This window comes from Brevibacillus sp. NPDC058079 (assembly GCF_042885155.1).
Classification (GTDB): Bacteria; Bacillota; Bacilli; order Brevibacillales; family Brevibacillaceae; genus Brevibacillus.
The window spans coordinates 1,312,014-1,332,670 of the sequence record NZ_JBHVSO010000001.1 but is presented as its reverse complement, the minus strand read 5'-3'; the positions used below and the strand labels follow the sequence as shown (position 1 = coordinate 1,332,670).

The 20,657-nt window shown below is 48.6% G+C and carries 16 protein-coding genes; 12 read left to right on the top strand and 4 right to left on the bottom strand.

The genetic code is table 11. The annotated features are described in order from the left end of the window. The first annotated feature begins 62 nt into the window (after positions 1 to 62). The 4 genes from ACFVS2_RS06030 to ACFVS2_RS06015 all read left to right on the top strand — a co-directional run bounded on the left by ACFVS2_RS06030 (position 63) and on the right by ACFVS2_RS06015 (position 6,651). Positions 63 to 530 (top strand): MarR family transcriptional regulator, encoded by a 468-nt coding sequence (locus ACFVS2_RS06030; protein WP_390232177.1) that lies wholly within the window; start codon positions 63 to 65, stop codon positions 528 to 530. 89 nt (positions 531 to 619) lie between these two features. After that, positions 620 to 1,804, top strand: a complete 1,185-nt coding sequence (locus ACFVS2_RS06025; RefSeq protein WP_390232174.1) for an MFS transporter — start codon at positions 620 to 622, stop codon at positions 1,802 to 1,804. Between the two features lie 79 nt (positions 1,805 to 1,883). Next, the gene (locus ACFVS2_RS06020) at positions 1,884 to 4,286 is read left to right on the top strand and encodes an AAA family ATPase (RefSeq protein ID WP_390232171.1); all 2,403 of its coding nucleotides are present in this window, start codon (positions 1,884 to 1,886) and stop codon (positions 4,284 to 4,286) included. A 94-nt stretch (positions 4,287 to 4,380) separates the two neighbouring features. Beyond that, positions 4,381 to 6,651: a S8 family serine peptidase gene (locus ACFVS2_RS06015; protein WP_390232168.1), complete on the top strand. Its 2,271-nt coding sequence runs from the start codon at positions 4,381 to 4,383 to the stop codon at positions 6,649 to 6,651. A gap of 50 nt (positions 6,652 to 6,701) precedes the next feature. Here the strand turns inward: ACFVS2_RS06015 and ACFVS2_RS06010 are convergent, their stop codons facing one another. Further along, positions 6,702 to 8,336, bottom strand: coding sequence for a PucR family transcriptional regulator (locus ACFVS2_RS06010; RefSeq protein WP_390232166.1), 1,635 nt, complete (start codon positions 8,334 to 8,336; stop codon positions 6,702 to 6,704). 132 nt (positions 8,337 to 8,468) lie between these two features. Between ACFVS2_RS06010 and ACFVS2_RS06005 the strand changes: the two genes are divergently transcribed. Together ACFVS2_RS06005 and ACFVS2_RS06000 are read left to right on the top strand one after the other, a co-directional pair. Further along, a complete protein-coding gene (locus tag ACFVS2_RS06005) occupies positions 8,469 to 9,977 on the top strand; it encodes a CoA-acylating methylmalonate-semialdehyde dehydrogenase (protein WP_390232163.1) in 1,509 nt (502 codons plus the stop codon). 31 nt (positions 9,978 to 10,008) lie between these two features. Further along, complete coding sequence (locus ACFVS2_RS06000) at positions 10,009 to 11,373, top strand: aspartate aminotransferase family protein (RefSeq protein WP_390232160.1); 1,365 nt, start codon at positions 10,009 to 10,011, stop codon at positions 11,371 to 11,373. Between the two features lie 83 nt (positions 11,374 to 11,456). Here the strand turns inward: ACFVS2_RS06000 and ACFVS2_RS05995 are convergent, their stop codons facing one another. Then, positions 11,457 to 11,780 carry a MazG nucleotide pyrophosphohydrolase domain-containing protein gene (locus ACFVS2_RS05995; protein ID WP_390232157.1) on the bottom strand — a complete coding sequence of 108 codons (324 nt, stop codon included), beginning with the start codon at positions 11,778 to 11,780 and terminating at the stop codon, positions 11,457 to 11,459. A gap of 96 nt (positions 11,781 to 11,876) precedes the next feature. On the opposite strand from ACFVS2_RS05995, the gene ACFVS2_RS05990 reads away from it, so the two are divergent. The 3 genes from ACFVS2_RS05990 (at position 11,877) to ACFVS2_RS05980 (ending at position 15,375) form a co-directional block, all read left to right on the top strand. Then, positions 11,877 to 12,458 (top strand): LOG family protein, encoded by a 582-nt coding sequence (locus ACFVS2_RS05990; RefSeq protein ID WP_173619536.1) that lies wholly within the window; start codon positions 11,877 to 11,879, stop codon positions 12,456 to 12,458. A gap of 167 nt (positions 12,459 to 12,625) precedes the next feature. After that, a complete protein-coding gene (locus tag ACFVS2_RS05985; RefSeq protein ID WP_390232154.1) occupies positions 12,626 to 13,927 on the top strand; it encodes a hypothetical protein in 1,302 nt (433 codons plus the stop codon). A 188-nt stretch (positions 13,928 to 14,115) separates the two neighbouring features. Continuing rightward, a complete protein-coding gene (locus ACFVS2_RS05980) occupies positions 14,116 to 15,375 on the top strand; it encodes a hypothetical protein (RefSeq protein WP_390232151.1) in 1,260 nt (419 codons plus the stop codon). Between the two features lie 10 nt (positions 15,376 to 15,385). On the opposite strand, the gene ACFVS2_RS05975 is transcribed toward ACFVS2_RS05980, so the two are convergent. Both ACFVS2_RS05975 and ACFVS2_RS05970 read right to left on the bottom strand, forming a co-directional pair. After that, positions 15,386 to 15,814, bottom strand: coding sequence for a hypothetical protein (locus ACFVS2_RS05975; RefSeq protein ID WP_390232148.1), 429 nt, complete (start codon positions 15,812 to 15,814; stop codon positions 15,386 to 15,388). Between the two features lie 9 nt (positions 15,815 to 15,823). Next, on the bottom strand, positions 15,824 to 16,336 hold the full coding sequence (locus tag ACFVS2_RS05970) for a hypothetical protein (protein WP_390232145.1): 513 nt from the start codon (positions 16,334 to 16,336) through the stop codon (positions 15,824 to 15,826). 186 nt (positions 16,337 to 16,522) lie between these two features. Here ACFVS2_RS05970 and ACFVS2_RS05965 point away from each other — a divergent pair, with 186 nt between their 5' ends. From ACFVS2_RS05965 to hydA, 3 genes are all read left to right on the top strand, one after another. Then, complete coding sequence (locus ACFVS2_RS05965; protein ID WP_390232142.1) at positions 16,523 to 17,869, top strand: NAD(P)-dependent oxidoreductase; 1,347 nt, start codon at positions 16,523 to 16,525, stop codon at positions 17,867 to 17,869. Positions 17,870 to 17,884: 15 nt separating this feature from the next. After that, entirely contained in the window at positions 17,885 to 19,162 is a 1,278-nt protein-coding gene (gene preA, locus ACFVS2_RS05960; protein ID WP_390232139.1) for an NAD-dependent dihydropyrimidine dehydrogenase subunit PreA, read from the top strand. An 89-nt stretch (positions 19,163 to 19,251) separates the two neighbouring features. Further along, positions 19,252 to 20,637, top strand: a complete 1,386-nt coding sequence (hydA, locus tag ACFVS2_RS05955; protein ID WP_390232136.1) for a dihydropyrimidinase — start codon at positions 19,252 to 19,254, stop codon at positions 20,635 to 20,637. Positions 20,638 to 20,657: the final 20 nt, after the last annotated feature.

Sequence of the window (20,657 nt, the reverse complement as noted above, 5' to 3'; positions counted from 1 at the left end):
TGATAGGGTTATTTTGTTTCCGTGGAAACAAAAGTCGAAATAGATGAGGAGCTGATGCTGCATTGGACCCTAAAAAGAAGCTTTGGAATCGATGGATCACCTTTCTACATAAACAGGAGGAGCGCAGCAAGCTACGTGAAGAAATGCTATTGCGCCAGATCAAAATCAGCGTACCTGATTACGATAAAGTTGGAAGGTTATCCGTAACAGAGCTCCACGTCCTTCAAGAGGTAGGGGGGAAAGATCGAGTCAATGTTACGACAATTGCACAGCATATTGGGGTAACAAAGAGTGCGATATCCAAAATAACAGTCAAACTTTTGAAAAAAGGATTACTCGAGCGCTATCAGCTCGAAGACAATCAGAAGGAAGTTTTTTTTCGTCTGACATCAGTAGGAGAAATGGTAAACGAGATTCACGAACACTACCATCAACGACTGGAGATGGACATGTACCGATTCTTGGATAGGTATAATCCTGCTGAATTGGCATTTTTGGAAGAGGTCATAAGAGAAGCAACAGAAGATTAGGGGAAACATACAATTTGGTGTTCATTAATTTTTTTTTGTAAAAATTGTTTCCAAGGACACAAAAATAACTAGATAAGAGGAGAGCAACCATGAGTCCAAAAAAAGTACTGTACCTACTTGGGGTAACGCTTATGTTAGGTATGTTCGCGCAAAATTTGTTCATGCCTATTTTACCAGCCATGCAAAAAGAGTTTCAGACGAGTGCAACGATGATTAACTGGACCGTTTCCATCTTTACCGTCATGCTCGCGATTATGCAAATCATCTACGGACCATTTATCGATCGGTTCGGCCGAAAACGTGTCATGATACCTGCCCTGATCCTGTATACGACCGCGTCAATCGGATGCTATCTGGTCGATTCTATTTATGGGCTACTTTTTTTCCGGGCTTTACAAGGGGCGGGGTTTGCTGCCATTCCGATCGTAGCCGCTACGATCATTGGAGACTTATTTAGAGGAATTCAACGTGCATCTGCGATGGGTACTTATCAGATGCTGCTTGCGCTCAGTCCGGCACTTGGTCCACTTTTAGGTGGCTGGATTGGCGGCATCGGCGGTCATTCTGCGGTCTTTTTGTTTTTGGCGATCTGCGCAGTCTTTCTCGTCGGCATAAATGCAACACTGTTACCCGAAACAAAAAAGAATCAAGCTACTTCATCAGGCGGTTTTACACTACGGTCTTTCCGTAATATTTTGCTCCACCCGGTCGGTGCATCTGTCATTTTGATCGGTTTTAGCCAAATGTACGCCTATTATTGCTTTTTGCTGTTTCTCCCTGTTCAATTGACGAACCAATACGCAGTCTCCGTTGAAATCATCGGATTGGTTTTCTTGCTCGTGTCAGTCGTCTTTATTATCAGTAGCAAGCTGTCTGCTGTATTGCAAAATCGATGGGGGGCACGTAAAACATTACTGGTGACGACCGGCTCAAATGCTTTGGCGATGTTTCTTTTTATGACTGCGGCTGATGTTTCTTTTCTCCTACTTGTGATAACAAGTACGCTGTTTGCCTTAACCTTAGGTGTAGGTATGCCTGCACATACGATTTTGCTATCCGAAGTATTTGAAGCAGAGCGTGCAACATCCATTGGTGTGTACAATTTCATTCGCTATACGGGGATGGCTGCAGGTCCGGTTGTAGGTGCGATGCTGTTGGAATGGGGAGGGGTCTGGCTTGAATTTGGTATGGCCGGTATCCTCATTGCTTTGGCGACCTTATTCGCACGTCAAAAGGTGAAAAGAACCGTAACGAACATTCAAGTAGAGCTCTAATGTTCGGACAGACTTTTCATGTTCGGCTAAATATGCTACAACAGGGATGAAACAATGGAGCGGGAGGAGCAATCAAAAGATGCAGCATCAAGAAGAACGGGACCCGAGGGTACTGGTTGCAGGTTTTAGCGAAAATCCATCCAGCATCCAGTCACTATCCGAAGGCGAATGCCTAACATTCCTGCAAATGCTCGAACAGCATCGTCAAGAACATCCAGGCGAAGAGCTTGATTTGATGGAAGCGATGGTGTTGACGCGGATGTCTGCTTTGCGGATGCACAAAACAGGAGGCCATACGCTTGCAGCTGAATGGGTAGATCGTGCGCTTCAACTAGCCCCTGATTATCGCTACGCTGGAGAAGTTAAGCTCGAGCTGTACTTTTTACAGTTGCGATCCCATGCCTTTCTCACTGAATTCAAGTCCGTGCGTGAAACGGATAACGTCGTCATGCGCAGGAGAACAGTTGAGGTGCTGGAAGAGCAAGCAACCAATGAGTTGGCTGAAATCACGAAGTGGCGCTCTCTTGCGGAGGAGACACTACAGGCAGCGCAAAAGTGGAACGATTCGGAGGCGGAAGCTACGGCTGCTGGCCTCGTGCTGTTATACACGGAACGACAACATTTATTAGTACAATTGCAAGAACGTGTTCAAGCGTATGGAGCGTCTTTATCCGGGGTCTTTTACTCCAGTGAAATGCTCGTCCAATTGCAAGAGACGATCCGCGCTTTAACTAACCAGCAAGAGCAGAAAGAAAAGCTCCTGCCACAAAGAAGGGAAGTCGTAGAAGATAGTGATCAATTACCACAGCAGGAACTGACCGCCTTAGAGCAATTGGAGCGGTTGATTGGCTTGGACGAGATCAAACATCGAGTTCGGCAGCTGGCGCAATTTCTACAATATCGCCAGCTGCGCGAAGAAAAGGGCTGGCATATGAAAGACCAGCTCCCTCTTCATCTCGTACTGATGGGGAACCCAGGAACGGGGAAGACGACACTGGCGCGCTTGATCGCCAAGCTGTATCAGGAGCTCGGGTTGTTGGCAAAAGGACAGCTCATCGAGGTGGATCGTTCTCAGTTGGTCGGCGCTTATGTGGGACAGACAGAGCAGCGCGTCATGGAAGCGATCAAGCAGGCAGACGGTGGAGTCCTATTTATCGATGAAGCATACAGCTTGAAGCGCCCAGATAGCTCCGGTAGTGATTACGGGCAAGTGGCGATTGACACACTTGTATCCGCTATGACGAGCGGTGAGTATGCAGGACGCTTCGTGGTGATGCTGGCGGGCTATCCAGAAGAAATGCGTCATTTTTTGTACGCCAACCCTGGGCTGAATAGCCGTTTTCCAGAGACGGGCCACTTTTTACTGCCGGACTATCAGGCGGACGAACTGGTGCATATCGCAGAAGAAGTAGCCGTACGGAACGATTTTACTCTGACAGAGGCGGCAAAAATGACGCTGCGCCAGCGTATTGAAAAAGCGCAAGTAGACGAGACGTTTGGCAATGCACGGGCAGTCACAAATATCGTGCTCGATGCGATTTTTGCCAAAGGACGCGAGACAGACGGTAAGGAATTGAAATGGGATGACTTTACGATTCTAAAACCCGAGGATGTCCGTGGCTTCGATCCGCCGCAAAAAGAAAGGAATGCGGAAGCTCGACTGCAAGCGTTGATTGGTCTTGCTCAGGTGAAGACGGAGCTGAAAAAAATCGCGGCGTATGTGTCCGTTCAGCAAGAACGCGCAGCAAGAGGCCTGCCGAAAAGTCCGATTGAGCTACATGCCGTCTTTACTGGAAATCCAGGCACGGGGAAGACGACGGTTGCCCAGCTGTATGCGCAGATTTTGCAAGAAATCGGCTATTTGAAACGCGGTCATCTTGTTATGGCCAGTAGAGCCGACTTGGTCGCGGGGTATGTTGGTCAGACCGCAGCGCTTACTCGCAGAAAAATTCGAGAAGCTTTGGGTGGCGTCTTGTTTATCGATGAAGCGTATTCGCTGCTCGGTGGAGGAGAACGGGATTTTGGGCAGGAAGCGGTTGACACGCTCGTAGAAGAGATGACCAAACACGAAGAGAATCTGGTCGTGGTCCTCGCAGGCTACCCACTCGAAATGAATTCATTATTGATGAGCAATCCCGGACTCTTGTCACGGTTTAAAAAATATATTGCATTCCCCGACTATACGGTGAAGGAACTCGTGCACATTCTTGAACAGGCTGCATGTGACGTAGGGTATGCCATGGAGAAGAACGTGCTGGAAATGATCGCGCAGTCTTTGGATAAAGCAGTCAGTGATCATCGATTGAATGGCAACGGTCGTTTTAGCCATAACCTGTTGCAAGAGGCGATCCAAAATCAGGCCGTGCGACTGATGGATATTCCGAAGCAGGAATGGAATCAGGAAATGCTGATGCAGTTGGCATGGGCCGATTTTCAACCGCTATTACAGTGGACGGTAGAAGAGGATGGGACAAAAAATTAGCTTTTGTCCCATGTCTATGCCTTCTTACTCTTTTGACAATTCACCCTTTCTCTTATAATGGATAGAAATGGTTACATTATGCCATGGGGGAAGGGTGTTTGGTTTGCGAAAAAAATGGCAGGCAGCTTTATGCACGACACTTGTTCTGACACTTTCGTTGGAAGGCATTCCGGCGGATGCCAAGCAAGAGGGAGAGCGTCGGGGAAATATCCAGATCGAAGCGGATAAGGGTCTTGCACTGGACAAGCTTACGTCGAAAAAGAGAGAGTCTGAGCTCGTCGTTATTCAGTTATCCGGTCCTGTTCGTGAGGAGTGGAAAGAAGAACTAGAACATATCGGCGTCACGCTTGGTGATTACATACCGGATTATGCATTCATCGCGAAAATTGAGGATGAACAGGTAAGAAGGGAAGTCGAGGAGCTGTCCTTTGTCGAAGATGTTATGGCGTTTACACCGAAGTCCAAGGTATCGTCCGAGCTTCGCTTTTCGGGAGGCAATAGAGAGCGGGTCGAGGTTGCCGTCATCGGTTTCAATCAACGAGTGGACATGTATCGAGCGATGACGGAAATGACAGAGGATCAAGATATACGAGACATACAATCGCCAGAAGATGCTCCGCATATCTCTATCGCTAAGATGGATCAGCAAACGATTGAACAAGTGATCGAATCAGATGATGTCATTGCTGTCGTCCCTGTGCCAGAAAACAAGCTACACAATGATGTGGCAGCTACCATCATTCGTTCGGACAAGCTGACCTCGACAGGGTACACAGGCAAGGGACAAATTGTCGGGGTAGCCGATACCGGACTGGATACAGGGAAGCTGCAAGCAATGCATCCAGATTTTAAGGGCCAGATTGAAAAGCTCATTTCAATTGGCCGACCGAATGATGCGAGTGATGTCCACGGTCATGGTACGCATGTAGCTGGCTCCATTGTGGGCACAGGAGAAGCATCAGATGGACAGTATAAAGGAACGGCACCGGGTGCGAAGCTCGTTTTTCATTCCATAGAGAACGCGAAAGGGAAGCTCAACACGGATGTCGAGACCATTTTGCAGGAAGCATACGAAGAGGGAGCACGGATTCACTCCAATTCATGGGGGACGGATGATAAGGGAGCGTACAGCCTGTCATCGCTTCTGTTTGATCGCTTTTTATGGGAGCATCCAGATATGACGGTGCTTATTGCGGCTGGAAACGATGGTGAGAATGGCTTTAAAACGATCGGGAGCCCAGCCACGGCTAAAAACGTCATCGCCGTTGGCGCTACGGAAAATGTTCGGCCCAACTTGGGGAAGAACTCCGATAAAGCAGACGACGTGTGGGTATCGAGCAGTCGCGGCTTAACGGACGACGGACGTTTGAAGCCCGATATTGTCGCGCCTGGTTCAGCGATCTTGTCTACGCGCTCTTCACTGGCACCGAGCAAAAATTTCTACAAGCGTTTTAATGAACATTACGCATATATGAACGGTACGAGCATGGCTACGCCAATTTTAGCGGGCGGTGTGGCACAAATCCGGGAATTTTTGCAAGAAGAAGGGGAAAAAAATCCGAGCGGTGCATTAGTAAAAGCCATGCTGTTAACTAGTGCAGACAACTTGGATGAAGACATGCGAGAGCAAGGCTTCGGCCGAGCCAATCTGGAGCAGGCGATTGAAACGAACTTCAAGGACGAGAAGGATGGCATTCGCACGCGTGAAAAAGTCACATATAAGGTCAAGGTCTCGGATGATTCCAAGCCTTTGGCAATTACGCTTGCGTGGACGGATTATCCTGCTGCCATTGTCGCAAAGCGTGCACTCGTCAACGATTTGAATCTGAAGGTGACAACACCAAGTGGAGAAAAGCTGAACGGCAACGACTTTTTTGAGGCCCCGTACAACGACGAAGTGGACAACCTGAACAACGTTGAACAGGTATGGATTACTGAGCCGGAAGAGGGAACCTACACAGTGACGGTCGAAGGCTATAACATTCCGAAAGGACCTCAGCCGTATGCGCTAGCGACAACGGGAAAATGGCAAAAGGCCGATGATGAGGAAGAGGAAAAGCCACCGGGTGAACAAGAACCTTTCCGAACAGGAAAGCTGGCGAAAAAGCAGAAATACATGGATTATTTAATTCGCATCAATGAGCCTGGGGATTTGGAATTGTCCGTAGACTGGAATGAGGATGCAGATGTCGATTTGTACGTGTATAACAGTCGTTCAAAAGAGCTTGCTTCTGCCACAACCTCTGACAGTCTTGAACGACTAAGGGTGAATATCGAACAAACCGGTTTGTACAAAATCCGTGTTGCGTTAACGGAAGGCAAAGAAGCGAAGTATCGCTTGTATATGAATAAGCCAGGAAAATAAATCAAAGACACAACCTTCGTCTTCTAAACAGATGAAAGGTTGTGTCTTTTTTAGTGCTGTTCTTCTTTACTTAACCAGTCCCGCGCTCGCATAGCGATTTCCAGGCAAATTCTGTTTTTTGTTGCCGTGTAATCCTCACCGAGAATTTCTTCGATTTTTTCCAAGCGATGATAGAGCGTTTGACGATGAATGAACAGTTTTTCCGCAGCCTCCTGCTTGGATAGGTTAACATCCAAATAGACACGCAGCGTATGAGCAAGCGAGGAGCCGTGTGCTTGGTCATGGGCTAACAGCGGGCCGAGGTAATCGCTTATGAAAGTCTTTAACACAGGCTCACTAGGTACGTGGAACAGGAGTCGGAACAATCCGAGATCAGCGAAAAATGGACTGGATGATTCCTGACAAAAAGCCAGTGCCTGTTCCGCCTCTGCGAGGTGTCGTCCAGCGTCAGACAACCGTTTCCCGGCTCGACTGACGCCCATCCAGATTTGAACCTCCGCCCCTAGCATTTGTGTCATGATTCTTTTGACATCGCGAAAGGCTTTTTCCAGGGTACGACGGGAATCTGCAAGCGGCCGCAGCTCGATCAATAAAAAGTAAAAGCGATGGCCCTTGCAACGTATGAAAGGACGAAAGTGATGACGAGTCAATAGTGAACGGAAGATAGCCGTCAGATCGTGCGGCGGAAGGGAATCCTCGGCCAGGTTCTTCGGCTTCTCAAACGATAAAATAATCATGTGATATGCCGAGGCTTTACCGTTGCCCGTGATACCAAGCAAGGAACGGATTTGTTCCTCCGGTATGGAGCGGTTGGCAATCAAATCATCAAACAGCCGGTTTTCAGTAGCAAGCGCCTGTTCCTCCACAAACATTTTCCTCATTAAAATTTGGGCCATTGCGCTGACCGTATTGTCTAAGGTCAGGAGCAAATACTCATCCGGACTGCGTTCATACAAAACAATGCCGACATAGGAGAGCACATGACCCATTGCCATCACTGGTTGATAGGCAAGCTGCCTGGTCGTAGATAGAGAAAGGAAGCGGACGCCAGCTTCACTACTATCCAGTTCGGAAAAATGAGACCGCATCAAATCGCTCATCTCCACTGCAACATCATGCGGTACCACTGGGGCAAATTGTGTGGAGCCATCTGGTGCGTAATAGAAGACCTGCGTCTGAACCGCCACCTGAAAATGCTGCAATAGCTTGGGTATGCCCGCTGCCTGCAGGCTGAGCTGCTGCAAACTGCGAGAGTATGCTTCGAGATTGCGAAGTGCTTGCATCTGCGCATGGATCAAATGCTCGTGCAAATCTTGCGTAATGTCCACAAAGCGGACAGGCTGATGAAAGACGAGCAACGGAAACTGGTGGTGGTTCGCCAACTCTAGCATATCTTCAGGGATGGAGGGGATGTAACGTCCCAGTTCTATGCACAACCCGACTGCTTTTCGGCGAATGAGTTCTGTTAAATACGCAAGCCGCTTTTCCTTTTCTTCGCCAAATCCTAGCCCAGTTGATAGGATCAGCTCGCCGCCATTTAAAAACTGTCCCGTATCAGCAGTCTCCAAGACGTGAACCCAGCGAACAGGACGGGACAGACCGCGATGCCCCGCCACCACTTGGGCATGCTGAAACAATGGACGCTTGATGATTTCTGCAATGGTCAGGCGCAAATCGTTGCTCATCAGGATCACCTCTTCCGTTTACACTCTGTATGATTAACCCTACCTAATGCGTTACGCTTTGTCTAGTGCTGACAGGCATTATTTTTGGATAAAATGGAATTGTCAATTAATTGAACGTGAGGAGTTGAAGGGATGAACACAGCTATCGTTGGAAATCCGTTGAAAAACTACATCGGAGGGCAGTGGGTAGATTCACTGACGACGCGTTTTGAGGATGTACCCAATCCAGCAACAGGAGAATTGTTGTCGCGCGTGCCACTGTCGACGAAAGAAGATGTGGACAAGGCTGTTGCTGCTGCAAAGGAAGCGTTTGTGAGCTGGAGTGCTACCCCTGTCGTTGATCGTGCGCGCATTATGTTTCGTTTTCATAGTCTTCTCGTCAAGCACGAGGATGAACTCGCCCGGATGATCACCATGGAGAATGGGAAAAATCTGCCTGAGGCACAGGCAGAGCTATTGCGTGGGCTGGAAATGGTAGAGTTCGCTTGTGGGATGCCAACACTGATGATGGGGGAAACATTGCCCAATATCGCAAACAGCATCGACAGTCAGGTGATCCGATTTCCGTTGGGGGTAGTGGGCGGGATTACCCCATTTAACTTCCCGGTGATGGTCCCAATGTGGATGTACCCGATTGCGATTACCGCAGGAAATACGTTTGTGCTGAAGCCCTCGGAGCGTACGCCGCTGTCTTCGATTCGGATTGCTGAACTGCTCAAGGAAGCAGGGCTGCCAGACGGTGTATTCAATGTCGTAAACGGTGCGCATGATGTCGTCAATGGTCTGTTGGAGCATCCGGATGTTAAAGCGATCTCCTTCGTCGGCTCGCAACCAGTTGCGGAATACGTGTACAAGACAGCAGCGGCGAACGGGAAGCGTGTGCAAGCACTGGCTGGGGCGAAAAATCACCATTTGGTCATGCCTGACACGGATTTGAAGCGCGCGGCAAAAACAATTACGAGCTCAGCATTCGGCTGTGCAGGAGAGCGGTGTATGGCAGCCAGCGCTGTAGTAGCTGTTGAGGAGATTGCCGATGAGTTGATCGCGCATCTGATCGAGGAAGCCAGTGCTCTCGCAATGGGAAATGGATTGGAGGAGGGCATCGATCTCGGCCCAGTCATCCGTGATTCGCACTTGTCCAAAGTACATGACTATATCGAAAAAGGTGTCGCGTCTGGCGCTGCGCTAGTTCGCGATGGTCGCGAGGACGCGAAAAAGCTGCCGGATGGTTACTTCCTCGGGCCAACGATTTTTGACAAGGCAGATGCCGAGATGGTCATTGTCCGCGACGAGATTTTCGCGCCTGTCCTGAGTGTCATGCGTGTAAAAGACTTTGAAGAGGGCTTGGAGACGATCAGCCGCTCGCGTTTTGGCAATGGGGCGACCATCTATACGAACAACGGAAAATGGGGAAGAGAATTCGTTCAGCAGGTGGAAGCGGGTATGGTTGGTGTCAATGTAGGGGTGCCTGCTCCGATGGGCTTCTTTGCTTTCTCAGGCTGGAAGCAGTCCTTTTACGGTGATTTGCATGCAAATGGAAAAGACGGTGTCCTCTTTTTCACGAAGAAAAAAACGGTCACATCCAGATGGTTCGAAGATGGCGATACAAGCATTGGTTCGCAAAAAGTTTTTGTAAAGTAACCACTAACGAAAAAATAAGGAGGATTGCGCGATGGAGCAAGGACAAGTGACGAAAGATTTTGATAAAGAGAGCTTGCTGGATGCCGACCGTTCGCATATGTGGCACCATATGTCCCCCTACAACCCCAATCCGATGATCGTAACAGAAGCGAGCGGATCGTGGATCACCGATATCGACGGGAACCGATATCTGGATGGAATGTCTGGCTTGTGGTGCGTCAACGTTGGCTATGGCCGACAGGAGCTCGCAGACGCCGCTTACGAGCAGTTGAAGCAATTGGCTTATTTTCCACTCACACAAAGCCACGTCCCTGCCATTCGTCTATCCGAGAAGATCAGCGAATGGCTTGGCGAGGAGTATCGCGTTTTCTTTTCCAACAGCGGCTCGGAAGCGAACGAGGTCGCATTCAAGATTGCCCGTCAATATCATCACCAGAACGGGGAGCCGGGCCGTTACAAATTCATTTCGCGACATCGGGCTTACCACGGAAATACGATGGGGGCCCTCGCTGCAACTGGTCAATCCATACGCAAGGAAAAATACGAACCATTGGCGCCAGGATTCCTTCATGTACCTCCGCCTTACTGCTATCGCTGTCCGGCTGGAAAATCGTACGGCAAATGCAATCTGGAGTGCGCCCAATATTACGATCAAGTGATCAATTGGGAAGGTGAAAAGACAGTCGCAGCGGTCATCATGGAGCCGACCATTACGGGGGGAGGCGTCCTTGTTCCTTCGCCGGAATACATGCCAAAAGTGCGGGAAATCTGCGATAAGTACGGCGTGTTGATGATCGTAGATGAGGTCATCTGCGGATTTGGTCGCTCTGGTCAAAAGTTCGGCCACCAAAACTTTGGAATCAAGCCAGACATTGTGACCATGGCCAAAGGTATTACGAGCGCCTACCTGCCACTTTCTGCAACGGCTGTTCGGGCCGAAATCGCAGATAAATTCAATGAGCAGGGGAATAATCTGCATTTCCGTCATGTTAATACGTTCGGCGGCAATCCGGCGGCATGCGCACTTGCCCTGAAAAATCTCGAAATTTTAGAAGAGGAAAAACTGGTGGAAAGAGCGGAGGAACTTGGTGCAGAATTGCGTGCCAAGCTGGCGTTTCTCGCAGACTTTCCATACGTGGGAGACATTCGCAGCTTCGGTTTCTTGATGGGGATCGAAATGGTAGAGGATCGCAAAACAAAGGAACCCGCGGCGCCAGCGAAATTGACACAGGTGATTGCCGAGTGCAAGAAGCGTGGGCTAATCATTGGGCGCAATGGCGACACCATTCCGAGCTTCAACAATGTGCTGACACTCTCGCCACCGTTTACCACGACGAGCGATGATATCGATTTTATTGCGCAGGTTATGAAGGAAGCCTTTGATACATTGGAGTAGGAGTAGCTTGGACGAAAAGACGAATAGATGAAAGCAGCGGCAGACTAGGAGATGCGAAAATCCTAGTCTGTCGCTGTATGTATTCAACGATGGAGCTGATAGCGCTTTTGCAGCTTTGCTCGATGTGCTTCCAAAATTTCTTCAAAAGGAACCTCGTATTGATTTGCCAGCAAGATTAAATTCCCAAGTACATCGCCCAGCTCTTCCACCAGCTCCTGCCGAGCTTCCGCTGCGGGCTTTTCCCCTTCATCCGGACGATCTCGACCAATTTCAATGGTGCGAACAGCTCTTGCCAGTTCGCCGGCTTCTTCCATTAGAAAACCTACCCGAATAAACGGACCGTACCCTGTCCATCCGCGTTCTTGATAAAAATCTCCAACCCATTTTTGAAACTCAGTTATATTCACATATATCTGTCCCTTCCTGATTTTAGTATAATTATATTACACGCAAAGAAATTCAGGAAAAGCCATTCTACTTCAACAAGTTTTTGGGAGGATGACATGAAACGTATTTGTGTTTATGCAGGTTCCAATCCAGGTGTAAATCCACTTTTTGAGCGGTACGCACTGGAGTTGGGAAAAGAACTGGTCGCTCGTGGTCTTGAATTGGTCTATGGTGGTTCAAGCATGGGACTGATGGGGCGCGTGGCAAATGCAGTACTGGAAGGCGATGGCAAAGCGATCGGCGTCATGCCTACAGGACTGTTCCGTGGAGAAATCGTACATAAAGGGCTGACAGAATTGCATGAGGTCTTGACGATGCACGAGCGCAAAGCGAAAATGATCGATTTGTCTGATGGCTTCATTGCTTTGCCGGGCGGATTGGGTACCTTTGAAGAAATTTTTGAAGTGGTGAGCTGGGGTCAAATTGGCATTCACCAAAAGCCAATCGGACTGTTGAACGTGGACGGCTACTATACGCCGCTGATGCAAATGGTGGAGCATGCGACTGAAGCCGGATTTATTCCCGCTATGCAGGGCGAATTGATCCTGTGCGAGAGTGATCCCGCTATTTTGCTAGATCGGATGCGAGAGTACACACCTCCAGTGAAAGTAAACAAATGGTCGGAACTGGAAAAATAAGAACGTGAAAAAAATAACCTGAAGCCCTCCATTTGTGGGAGGACTTCGGGTTATTCTAGTTATTGACAGGATGAATGCAGGAGTGTTAATGTAGTTGATTATATCCCTAGTAAACACATAGGAATAATATCAATATGATTCGTCTTCATACGTCAGGAGGATTCTTCATGAACAGATCAGCGAAATGGCTACAACTCTCCACTTCAGCTGCCGTACTCTCAGCGGCACTCGTTTTTCCAACGGCAGTCGGTGCTACAACGAAAACAACGGTAGAAGCACACGTAGAGTGGAACAGCTTTTTGCAGCAGCAATACGGTGTGACTTTTGACAAGACGGTAACTCGCGAGCAATTTGAGAAAGCGTTGCTCAAGATCGTATCTACTACAACAAGTATATCGGAAAAAGACTTGTCAGCCAAAACTTTCTTGCCTGCATCAAAAGATACCTCCAAGCTGGTTGTATGGGAAGCAGTCAGCGCTGCCGCAAAAGCTGCTGAGTTAAAAGAGCTCGGGTATACATATAGCGAAGAAAAAGTAGCGGCTGCCTTGAAAAAAGCAGGGATTTCGTATAAAAAAGGTGGCGCGCTTACCTTGCAGGCTGCACAAGAGCTGGCTGTGGCCATTGACACGGGCCTTGTGTCCGCCAATGCATTGAAGTCAGCTACTGTAGAAGGAGCAGTATCCGCAGAGCTTGCGAGTCAATTGCTAGCAAAAGTAGCAGAGTTCCATGGCTCTGCCAAAAACTATCTGGGCACAATCGCCGATGCAGAGATTTTTGGCAAGCTCGCACAGGCATGGAACGAATCGCAAATCATCAAAGCCGGTGAATTGCAAGCGCTCGTAGACAAAGGCTTGAAGCAAAACCTAATTACTGGCTACAATCTGAAGGATGCCGCATTCGATCCTCATTTTGATCCACAGCGCACGATTACCTATGGGCATAGTGATATCGCTCACGCCATTCAATTAATCGGCCTGTTAAAAAGTGAAGGCGTCAATGCCAAGGTTCAATTTGAGCCGAAAACATCTGCCTTCATTTACTTGAAGGAATGGGGAGAGCCTGTTCAAACAGCCGATTATCAAGTGGTTCAGATTGAAAACGGCAACTACATTGCGTATGCCAAGGAGTACGATCTCAGCTTGGAATTCGACAGTGTAGAAGAAAAAGAGAAGTTCCAGCCACTTGTTTTGAAATATGCCAAACGGGATCAAGAGGACATGACCGGATTGCTCAAGGCTTCTTGGTGGCAGCCGCTTTATCATTCTCGTACGGAGCTGGCAGAGTATGCTGTCATTACGAACAACGTGTTAAAAGATGGCCGTTATGTCGTACAGTCTTTCTCCCTGAATGAAGAATCACCAAAGGTCGTGGAAGGCTTCCAAAAGCTGAATGACAAAGTAAAGGTAGAGACATACAAATTTTGGGTAGATCAACCGTTCTTTAATTATCTCAACGGCGAATCGAAGTAAAATACCGTGCATCGAAAAGCGTCCTTCCCTTCACAACATCGGGGGAGTGGACGCTTTATTCTGTTACATGGATCATGGATGAAAAAATCCGTTTAGCGGATTTTGTCTATTTCTGGTATAATTTAGGGATAACCGTTGTTTTATGGCGATGGTTGTACAGTTATGCTGATAGTTTGGGAGGGAATGAAGTGGAAAAGAAAGCGATAATGCTACTGTTGTCCTGCTGTTTGTTCGCTTCGACAGCATTCGCAGCAAGCGCATCAACGACAATGCCAACGACGCCGCAAAGCGGTACAGGAACTTCCGTGCAGGCACCAGCAGATTTGTCAAAAGGGCTGCTCGTGAGTACCTTCACTTCCCATCAGTGGAAACAAGATTCGCTTACGAAGCTACTGGGGAAATCCGGAAAAGAGTTTGATGATTATGTGTATTACCCACAAGGAATCAGCATGAAGTGGGACGAAAACAAGCAAGCGTTTGCCGTTCTCGTTGAACCTTCCTATAAAGGCGAAGTTGTAAAAGGTATTACGACCTCCAAAAGAAAAGACGAGATCGTCCGAGTCTTGGGTAAACCACATTTTTCCGATGAAAAGCTTGAGTTGATTGGCTATGCGGAACAGGGCTATCACTTGTTTTTCACGTTTGCTCAGGAGAAAGTAAAAGCCATTTCCATTTATCGTCGTGATCAGATCGCCGATACTAAAGCACTTGTTGATATGGCTAAAAATTTGCAAAACTATGGTGAAAAATTAGGGGCACCCGCAGAATATGCTGATTTTTCTATCTTTGGAGCATGGGGTAAGCCAGATTTTTCGTACCACCTCAGAGGAATCGGTACATATGCGTGGGAGTATCCATCCAGAGGCATCGCCTACGATGGTATGCCAGATGATGCAACGCTAACCATCTACAGTAATTTTGCGAGCAAAGACAAGCTCGCTGATTTGAAAAACGTGAAAAACATTGTCTTTTCCAAAGAAGATTCCCTGTTCTTGATCGAAAAACTGAGAATCGAAACCGAAAAAGAAAAAATCGAATTGGCGAAAAAAGCTGGAATCCCATCACCAGACAAGAAAAAAATCGCGGTGATTGATTCAGACAATTTGTACAATACCGCGAATGTTCGCTTCTATCAGCCAGACTACACACCGCAAGCCCAGCTGTTTCCAGGTTATTTTATCGATGAAGTAACATGGCTGGACAACAACTGGATTTTGTATCAGACAATGATGGGTGTGGGAGTTTATCACGTTACTACCCATGAAAAGATAGAAATTGCAGGGATAGAGAAAAAGGCAAACGAGCCGTTTGAAATGTTGGATGTCAATACAGTCAAGCCTGATCTAACGAAAAAAGCAATTGTGTTTGAAGTCAGCATGAAAGAGAAGAATCAGACTTACACGGTTCGCTATAAAATCACGGGCGACAAAATCACGTTTACCTGGTAGAGAGCAGGGATTATCGTTCTTTTTTGGCGCTGATGGGCGAACTGGCTGCTTCCTTCTCGGCCAAGTACGAGCGCATGCCTCGAACGAACAACTCACGAAGGACTTCCTGCTGTGTTTTGCTGCTGACAAGAGAGCGAATGAGCTCCAGCTCAGCAACCAATTCTGAATCAAGGTGAAGATTGACAGTCTTCCCTTTGGTTCGCGGGTGCAGCTCGTAGTACTCCGCTGATTTTTTTACGATTCCTTCGATGACAACAGCTTCGCCCAACCATTCCTGGTCGGGGATATACAAGCATGGTGCTTCTAAAATAATATGGGTCAGCTCCTCGCTAAATCGGATGGCGAGGGTCTGGCCCCTTTTTTTATGCAAGTCGCGGATTTGTCGCGATCTTTCTTGATTGGCAACTGTATTTTCCAGCGTGATTACGGCCAGTTCCATAGCGCCTCCTTACGGGATAAGCAGTTCTTCTTCTGATATCGACAACAATACTTCTCCCGTTTTTTCCAATTGGACTTGGTAGGTGAAGTGCTGATCGCTTCGCTCGACGGAGGTGATAATTCCCCAACAGCATATGTTCTCTCTTGTGAGCTGGACACGGTCCAAAACCTCGTAGCTCGGGCGAAGATACCCTTTTTTATATAGATAAGTGAGCACGGATTCTCGAGGGAAAAGAAATCGTTTGTTTCCTTGTTTATTGACCAAAAGGGGGAAGGTCTCCCGTTCGTCAATACAATTCCCTAAATAGCCTTGATCTGCCCAGCGTTTGACGGTAGCCATACTGCCGACACGGCCAACTTTTGTCTCCATGATGTCGAGTATTTCGCGTGAAGAGAGAAACTCTTTGCGTCTTTCGAGTTGTGTCAGGTAGTTTTTTCGCTCGGTTTCCAATTGGGTGAGAAGCGCATGTGCATCCGCGATTTTTTGTTTCACTACCTTGATCTCCAGGTCGTAATCCTTCATACGGGACGGCCCTTTCTTCCTTGTTTGTTTTTATCCTATTCGATCATGAAATCATTCATGTCAATCCAAGCAGATTGATTTCGTTTCGTTGCTAGGCAAATACGAAATGTAACAATCATAAAAAAGCGATTTCGCACATTGATTAATAGCAAGCATGTTTAGATCTGGTGAGGAGGTTGTGGACAGATGAGCATACCGAATGAACTCGTGAAAAACTTCGCGGAAGTCGTGCCTGCCCTAAAACCGATGGAAGCCATCCATGAGGCGAATCGCTGCTTGTATTGCTACGACGCACCTTGTATTAAGGCTTGTCCCACGTCGATTGATATCCCTTCCTTCATCAAAAAAATTGCGACCGGGAATTTGTTCGGATCAGCCCGGACTATTATGGAATCGAATCCCGTCGGGGCGAGCTGTGCGCGCGTATGTCCAACCGAGGAGCTGTGTGAGGGTGCTTGTGTACTCAATTCAGCTTCCAAGCCCATCATGATCGGCCTTCTCCAGCGTCACGCGACAGACTGGGCAATCCAAAATCAAGCAACGCTTTTTTCAAAAGGCGAAGCAAATGGAAAACGGGTAGCCGTCGTCGGAGCGGGCCCGGCAGGATTATCAGCAGCACGTGAGCTTGCGCGTCTCGGCTACGCGGTTACGGTATTTGAAGCGAAAGAAAAGGCAGGAGGATTGAACACGTACGGCATCGTGTCGTTCCGTCTACCACAGGAAATTTCGCTATGGGAAGTAGAGCAAGTAGAGGCACTGGGGGTAGAGATACGTACCAATACGCGAATCGGCGTGGATGTAGCGCCAGAAGAGCTATTGGACCAGTATGATTCCATCCTGTTGGCAGCCGGTATGGGCAATGTCCCTCAGCTGCATATCCAGGGAGAAGAACTAGAAGGTGTCCTCGATGCGCTTGCACTCGTGGAGGAGACCAAGACCAAGCCACTATCAGACGAAATGCTCGGCAAAAAAGTCGTGATCATCGGTGCGGGGAATACGGCGATTGACGCTGCCACCTGTTCGAAACGGCTGGGTGCAGACAATGTCCAGATTCTGTATCGGCGGACGGTTCAAGAGATGTCCTGTTATCAGTTTGAGTACGAATTCGCCAAGCAGGATGGCGTAGAATTCCGCTGGCTCGTTGCCCCAACTCGTGTATTGGAGGAAAACGGCCGCGTGAAGGGCTTGGAACTGGTGCGTATGGAGCTAGGTGAGCCGGATGAGAAAGGTAGAAGGCGGCCAGTAGAAATTCCGGGCAGTCATTTTGTCATCGAAGTAGATTATGTCGTCAAAGCGATCGGACAAAACAGACATATCTCTTTGGTTGAATCACTTGGGCTCCAACATCGTAATGGGATTGTCGAGGTCGAGGAAGGCACCTATCGAACCTCCCACGGCAAAGTTTACGCGGCGGGCGATGTCATTTTTGGTGGAGGCAAGACTGATGCGATGGTAGTCGATGCAGCCAATCACGGGAAACGAGCGGCTTATGCCATTCACCAATCGCTCCGTGATCAAAAACAGTCAGTATAAAGGAGGAGACCTATCATGGCAGATCTCAGCATTAATCTGGCGGGAATCCAATCCCCGAATCCATTTTGGTTGGCCTCTGCGCCGCCGACCAATTCAGGCTACCAAGTACAGCGTGCCTTTGAAGCAGGCTGGGGTGGCGCGGTCTGGAAGACACTCGGAGAGCCGATCATCAATGTCACCTCTCGCTTTGCCGGTCTGAACTTCGGGGGACAGCGCGTCTTTGGTTTCAACAACATTGAACTGATTACGGACAAACCGCTTGAGGTCAATTTGAAGGAAATGGATGAAACGAAGCGCCGTTTTCCGAAGCACACGTTGATTGCGTCGCTAATGGTTGAACATAAACAGGAAGCATGGCACGAGATTGTCAAAAAGGTGGAGGCAATCGGTGTAGACGGTCTGGAACTGAATTTTGGCTGTCCGCACGGCATGGCAGAACGCGGGATGGGCTCTGCGGTCGGTCAGCATCCGGATTTAATCCGGCAGCAGGTCGAATGGGTAAAAGAAGTCGCACATACTCCTGTCATCGTCAAGCTCACCCCAAACATTACGGACATTCGCTTTACTGCACGGGCCGCGAGCCAGGGTGGAGCCGATGCCATTAGCATGATCAACACCATTAACAGCTTGATGGGGGTTGATCTCGATAAATGGCTGCCGATCCCACATGTAGATGGAAAAGGGGCGCACGGCGGCTATTGTGGACCAGCAGTCAAACCAATCGCCCTGAACATGGTCGCAGAATGTGCACGAGATCCCAAGGTTGGTATCCCGATCTCTGGCATTGGGGGAATCTCTGATTGGCGCGATACCGTTGAATTTTTGCTGATGGGAGCAACGGGTGTTCAAGTATGTACAGCTGCCATGCATCATGGATTCCGAATCGTGGAAGACATGATTGATGGACTTAACAATTACCTGGATCAGCGTGGTATTGCGTCCGTAATGGATATTGTCGGAAAAGCTGTGCATACGTACTCAGATTGGGGCCATCTGAATCTGAATTACAAGGTCGTGGCGCGCATCCATGAAGAGACCTGTATTAACTGCAACAAGTGTCATATCGCTTGTGAGGACACCTCACATCAATGCATTGACATTGTTCCTGATGAAGCGACAGGCAAAGAGCGCTTGGTTGTACGAGAAGAAGATTGTGTAGGCTGTAATTTGTGCTCCATCGTTTGTCCGGTGGAAGGAACGATTGAGATGGTCGAGATCCCGAGCGACAAAGCCCCTCTCAGCTGGAATCAGCGGCAGGCTGCTTTGGCTGCGGGTGGTAGCTGCGAGCTGTAAAGCAGTCATGTTTTCGGCGTGGGATGCATAGCGTGTACAAGGGAAGGCATGTCTACTCAGTGACGGGTTGAAGGGGAGATGATCATCGGATGAAAAAATGGATTCGAAATGGCACAATCGTGACAGCGTCAGACACGTATCAAGCGGACATCTTGATCGAGGGGGATAAGGTAGTCGCAATCGGCTCTAATCTGAATGGGAAAGATGCCGAAGTCATCGATGCTACCGGATACTATGTTTTCCCGGGTGGGATTGACCCACATACCCATCTCGATATGCCTTTTGGCGGAACGGTTACTTCCGATAACTTTTATACAGGAACGAAGGCAGCAGCATTTGGAGGGACGACGAGCATCATCGATTTTTGCCTGACGAATAAAGGGGAGCCATTGCATTCATCCATTTCGACCTGGCACGAAAAAGCAAGGGGAAAAGCGGTCATCGACTACGGCTTCCACCTGATGGTTTCAGATGCGAACGATCAAGTGCTCGAGGAATTAGGAGCAGTCGTACGAAATGAAGGAATTACTTCGCTCAAAGTATTCATGGCCTACAAAAATGTGCTGATGGCCGATGATGAGACGCTATTTAAAACGTTAGTCCGGGCTAAGGAACTAGGTGCCTTGGTACAGGTCCATGCAGAGAATGGAGACGTTCTAGACTATTTGATCAAGCAGGCCATTGCAAAAGGGCAGACAGACCCGGTGTACCACGCTTACACCCGCCCACCTGAAGCAGAAGGAGAAGCAACGGGACGTGCGATTGCACTGACTGCACTGGCAGAAGCCCAGCTGTATGTCGTGCATGTATCGTGTGCTGAGGCTGTGCGCCGGATCGCAGAGGCTCGCGAAAAAGGATGGAATGTGTACGGGGAGACATGCCCGCAATATTTGGTGCTCGATATTACGGATCTACAGAAGCCGGGCTTTGAAGGAGCGAAGTACGTCTGGTCGCCACCACTTCGGGAAAAGTGGAATCAGGACGTTCTGTGGAGCGCATTGAAAAATGGCATTTTGCAAACGGTTGGCTCCGATCACTGTTCCTTTAATTTTTCCGGTCAAAAAGAGCTGGGGCTAGGAGATTTCACGAAAATCCCGAATGGTGGACCGATCATTGAGGACCGGATGCGCCTCCTCTTCTCAGAAGGGGTAGTAAAGGACAAGATCAGCCTCAATCAGTTCGTTGATATGACCTCTACAAAAGCAGCCAAACTGTTCGGGATGTTCCCGCAAAAAGGAACGATTGCGGTAGGCTCGGACGCGGATATCGTATTGTTTGATCCAACGGTGAAGCGAACGATCTCCGTTGAAACTCACCATATGAATGTCGACTACAATCCATTTGAAGGGATGGTAGTGAACGGCGATATCATCTCGGTGCTTTCGCGCGGCTCATTTGTCATCCGCGATCAGCAATTCGTCGGTCAAGCCGGTGCTGGACGCTTTGTAAAACGATCGACCTTTGCAAGACCGTAAGAAGGGACAGCGTAAAAAGA

Bases quoted from the DNA above. Each gene is read 5' to 3' on its own strand.
- ACFVS2_RS05985 (WP_390232154.1), top strand. From the start codon at position 12,626: ATGAACAGATCAGCGAAATGGCTACAACTCTCCACTTCAGCTGCCGTA.
- preA (WP_390232139.1), top strand. From the start codon at position 17,885: ATGGCAGATCTCAGCATTAATCTGGCGGGAATCCAATCCCCGAATCCA.
- hydA (WP_390232136.1), top strand. From the start codon at position 19,252: ATGAAAAAATGGATTCGAAATGGCACAATCGTGACAGCGTCAGACACG.
- ACFVS2_RS06020 (WP_390232171.1), top strand. From the start codon at position 1,884: ATGCAGCATCAAGAAGAACGGGACCCGAGGGTACTGGTTGCAGGTTTT.
- ACFVS2_RS05990 (WP_173619536.1), top strand. From the start codon at position 11,877: ATGAAACGTATTTGTGTTTATGCAGGTTCCAATCCAGGTGTAAATCCA.
- ACFVS2_RS05975 (WP_390232148.1), bottom strand. From the start codon at position 15,814: ATGGAACTGGCCGTAATCACGCTGGAAAATACAGTTGCCAATCAAGAA.
- ACFVS2_RS06000 (WP_390232160.1), top strand. From the start codon at position 10,009: ATGGAGCAAGGACAAGTGACGAAAGATTTTGATAAAGAGAGCTTGCTG.
- ACFVS2_RS06010 (WP_390232166.1), bottom strand. From the start codon at position 8,336: ATGAGCAACGATTTGCGCCTGACCATTGCAGAAATCATCAAGCGTCCA.
- ACFVS2_RS06005 (WP_390232163.1), top strand. From the start codon at position 8,469: ATGAACACAGCTATCGTTGGAAATCCGTTGAAAAACTACATCGGAGGG.
- ACFVS2_RS05965 (WP_390232142.1), top strand. From the start codon at position 16,523: ATGAGCATACCGAATGAACTCGTGAAAAACTTCGCGGAAGTCGTGCCT.
- ACFVS2_RS06025 (WP_390232174.1), top strand. From the start codon at position 620: ATGAGTCCAAAAAAAGTACTGTACCTACTTGGGGTAACGCTTATGTTA.
- ACFVS2_RS05970 (WP_390232145.1), bottom strand. From the start codon at position 16,336: ATGAAGGATTACGACCTGGAGATCAAGGTAGTGAAACAAAAAATCGCG.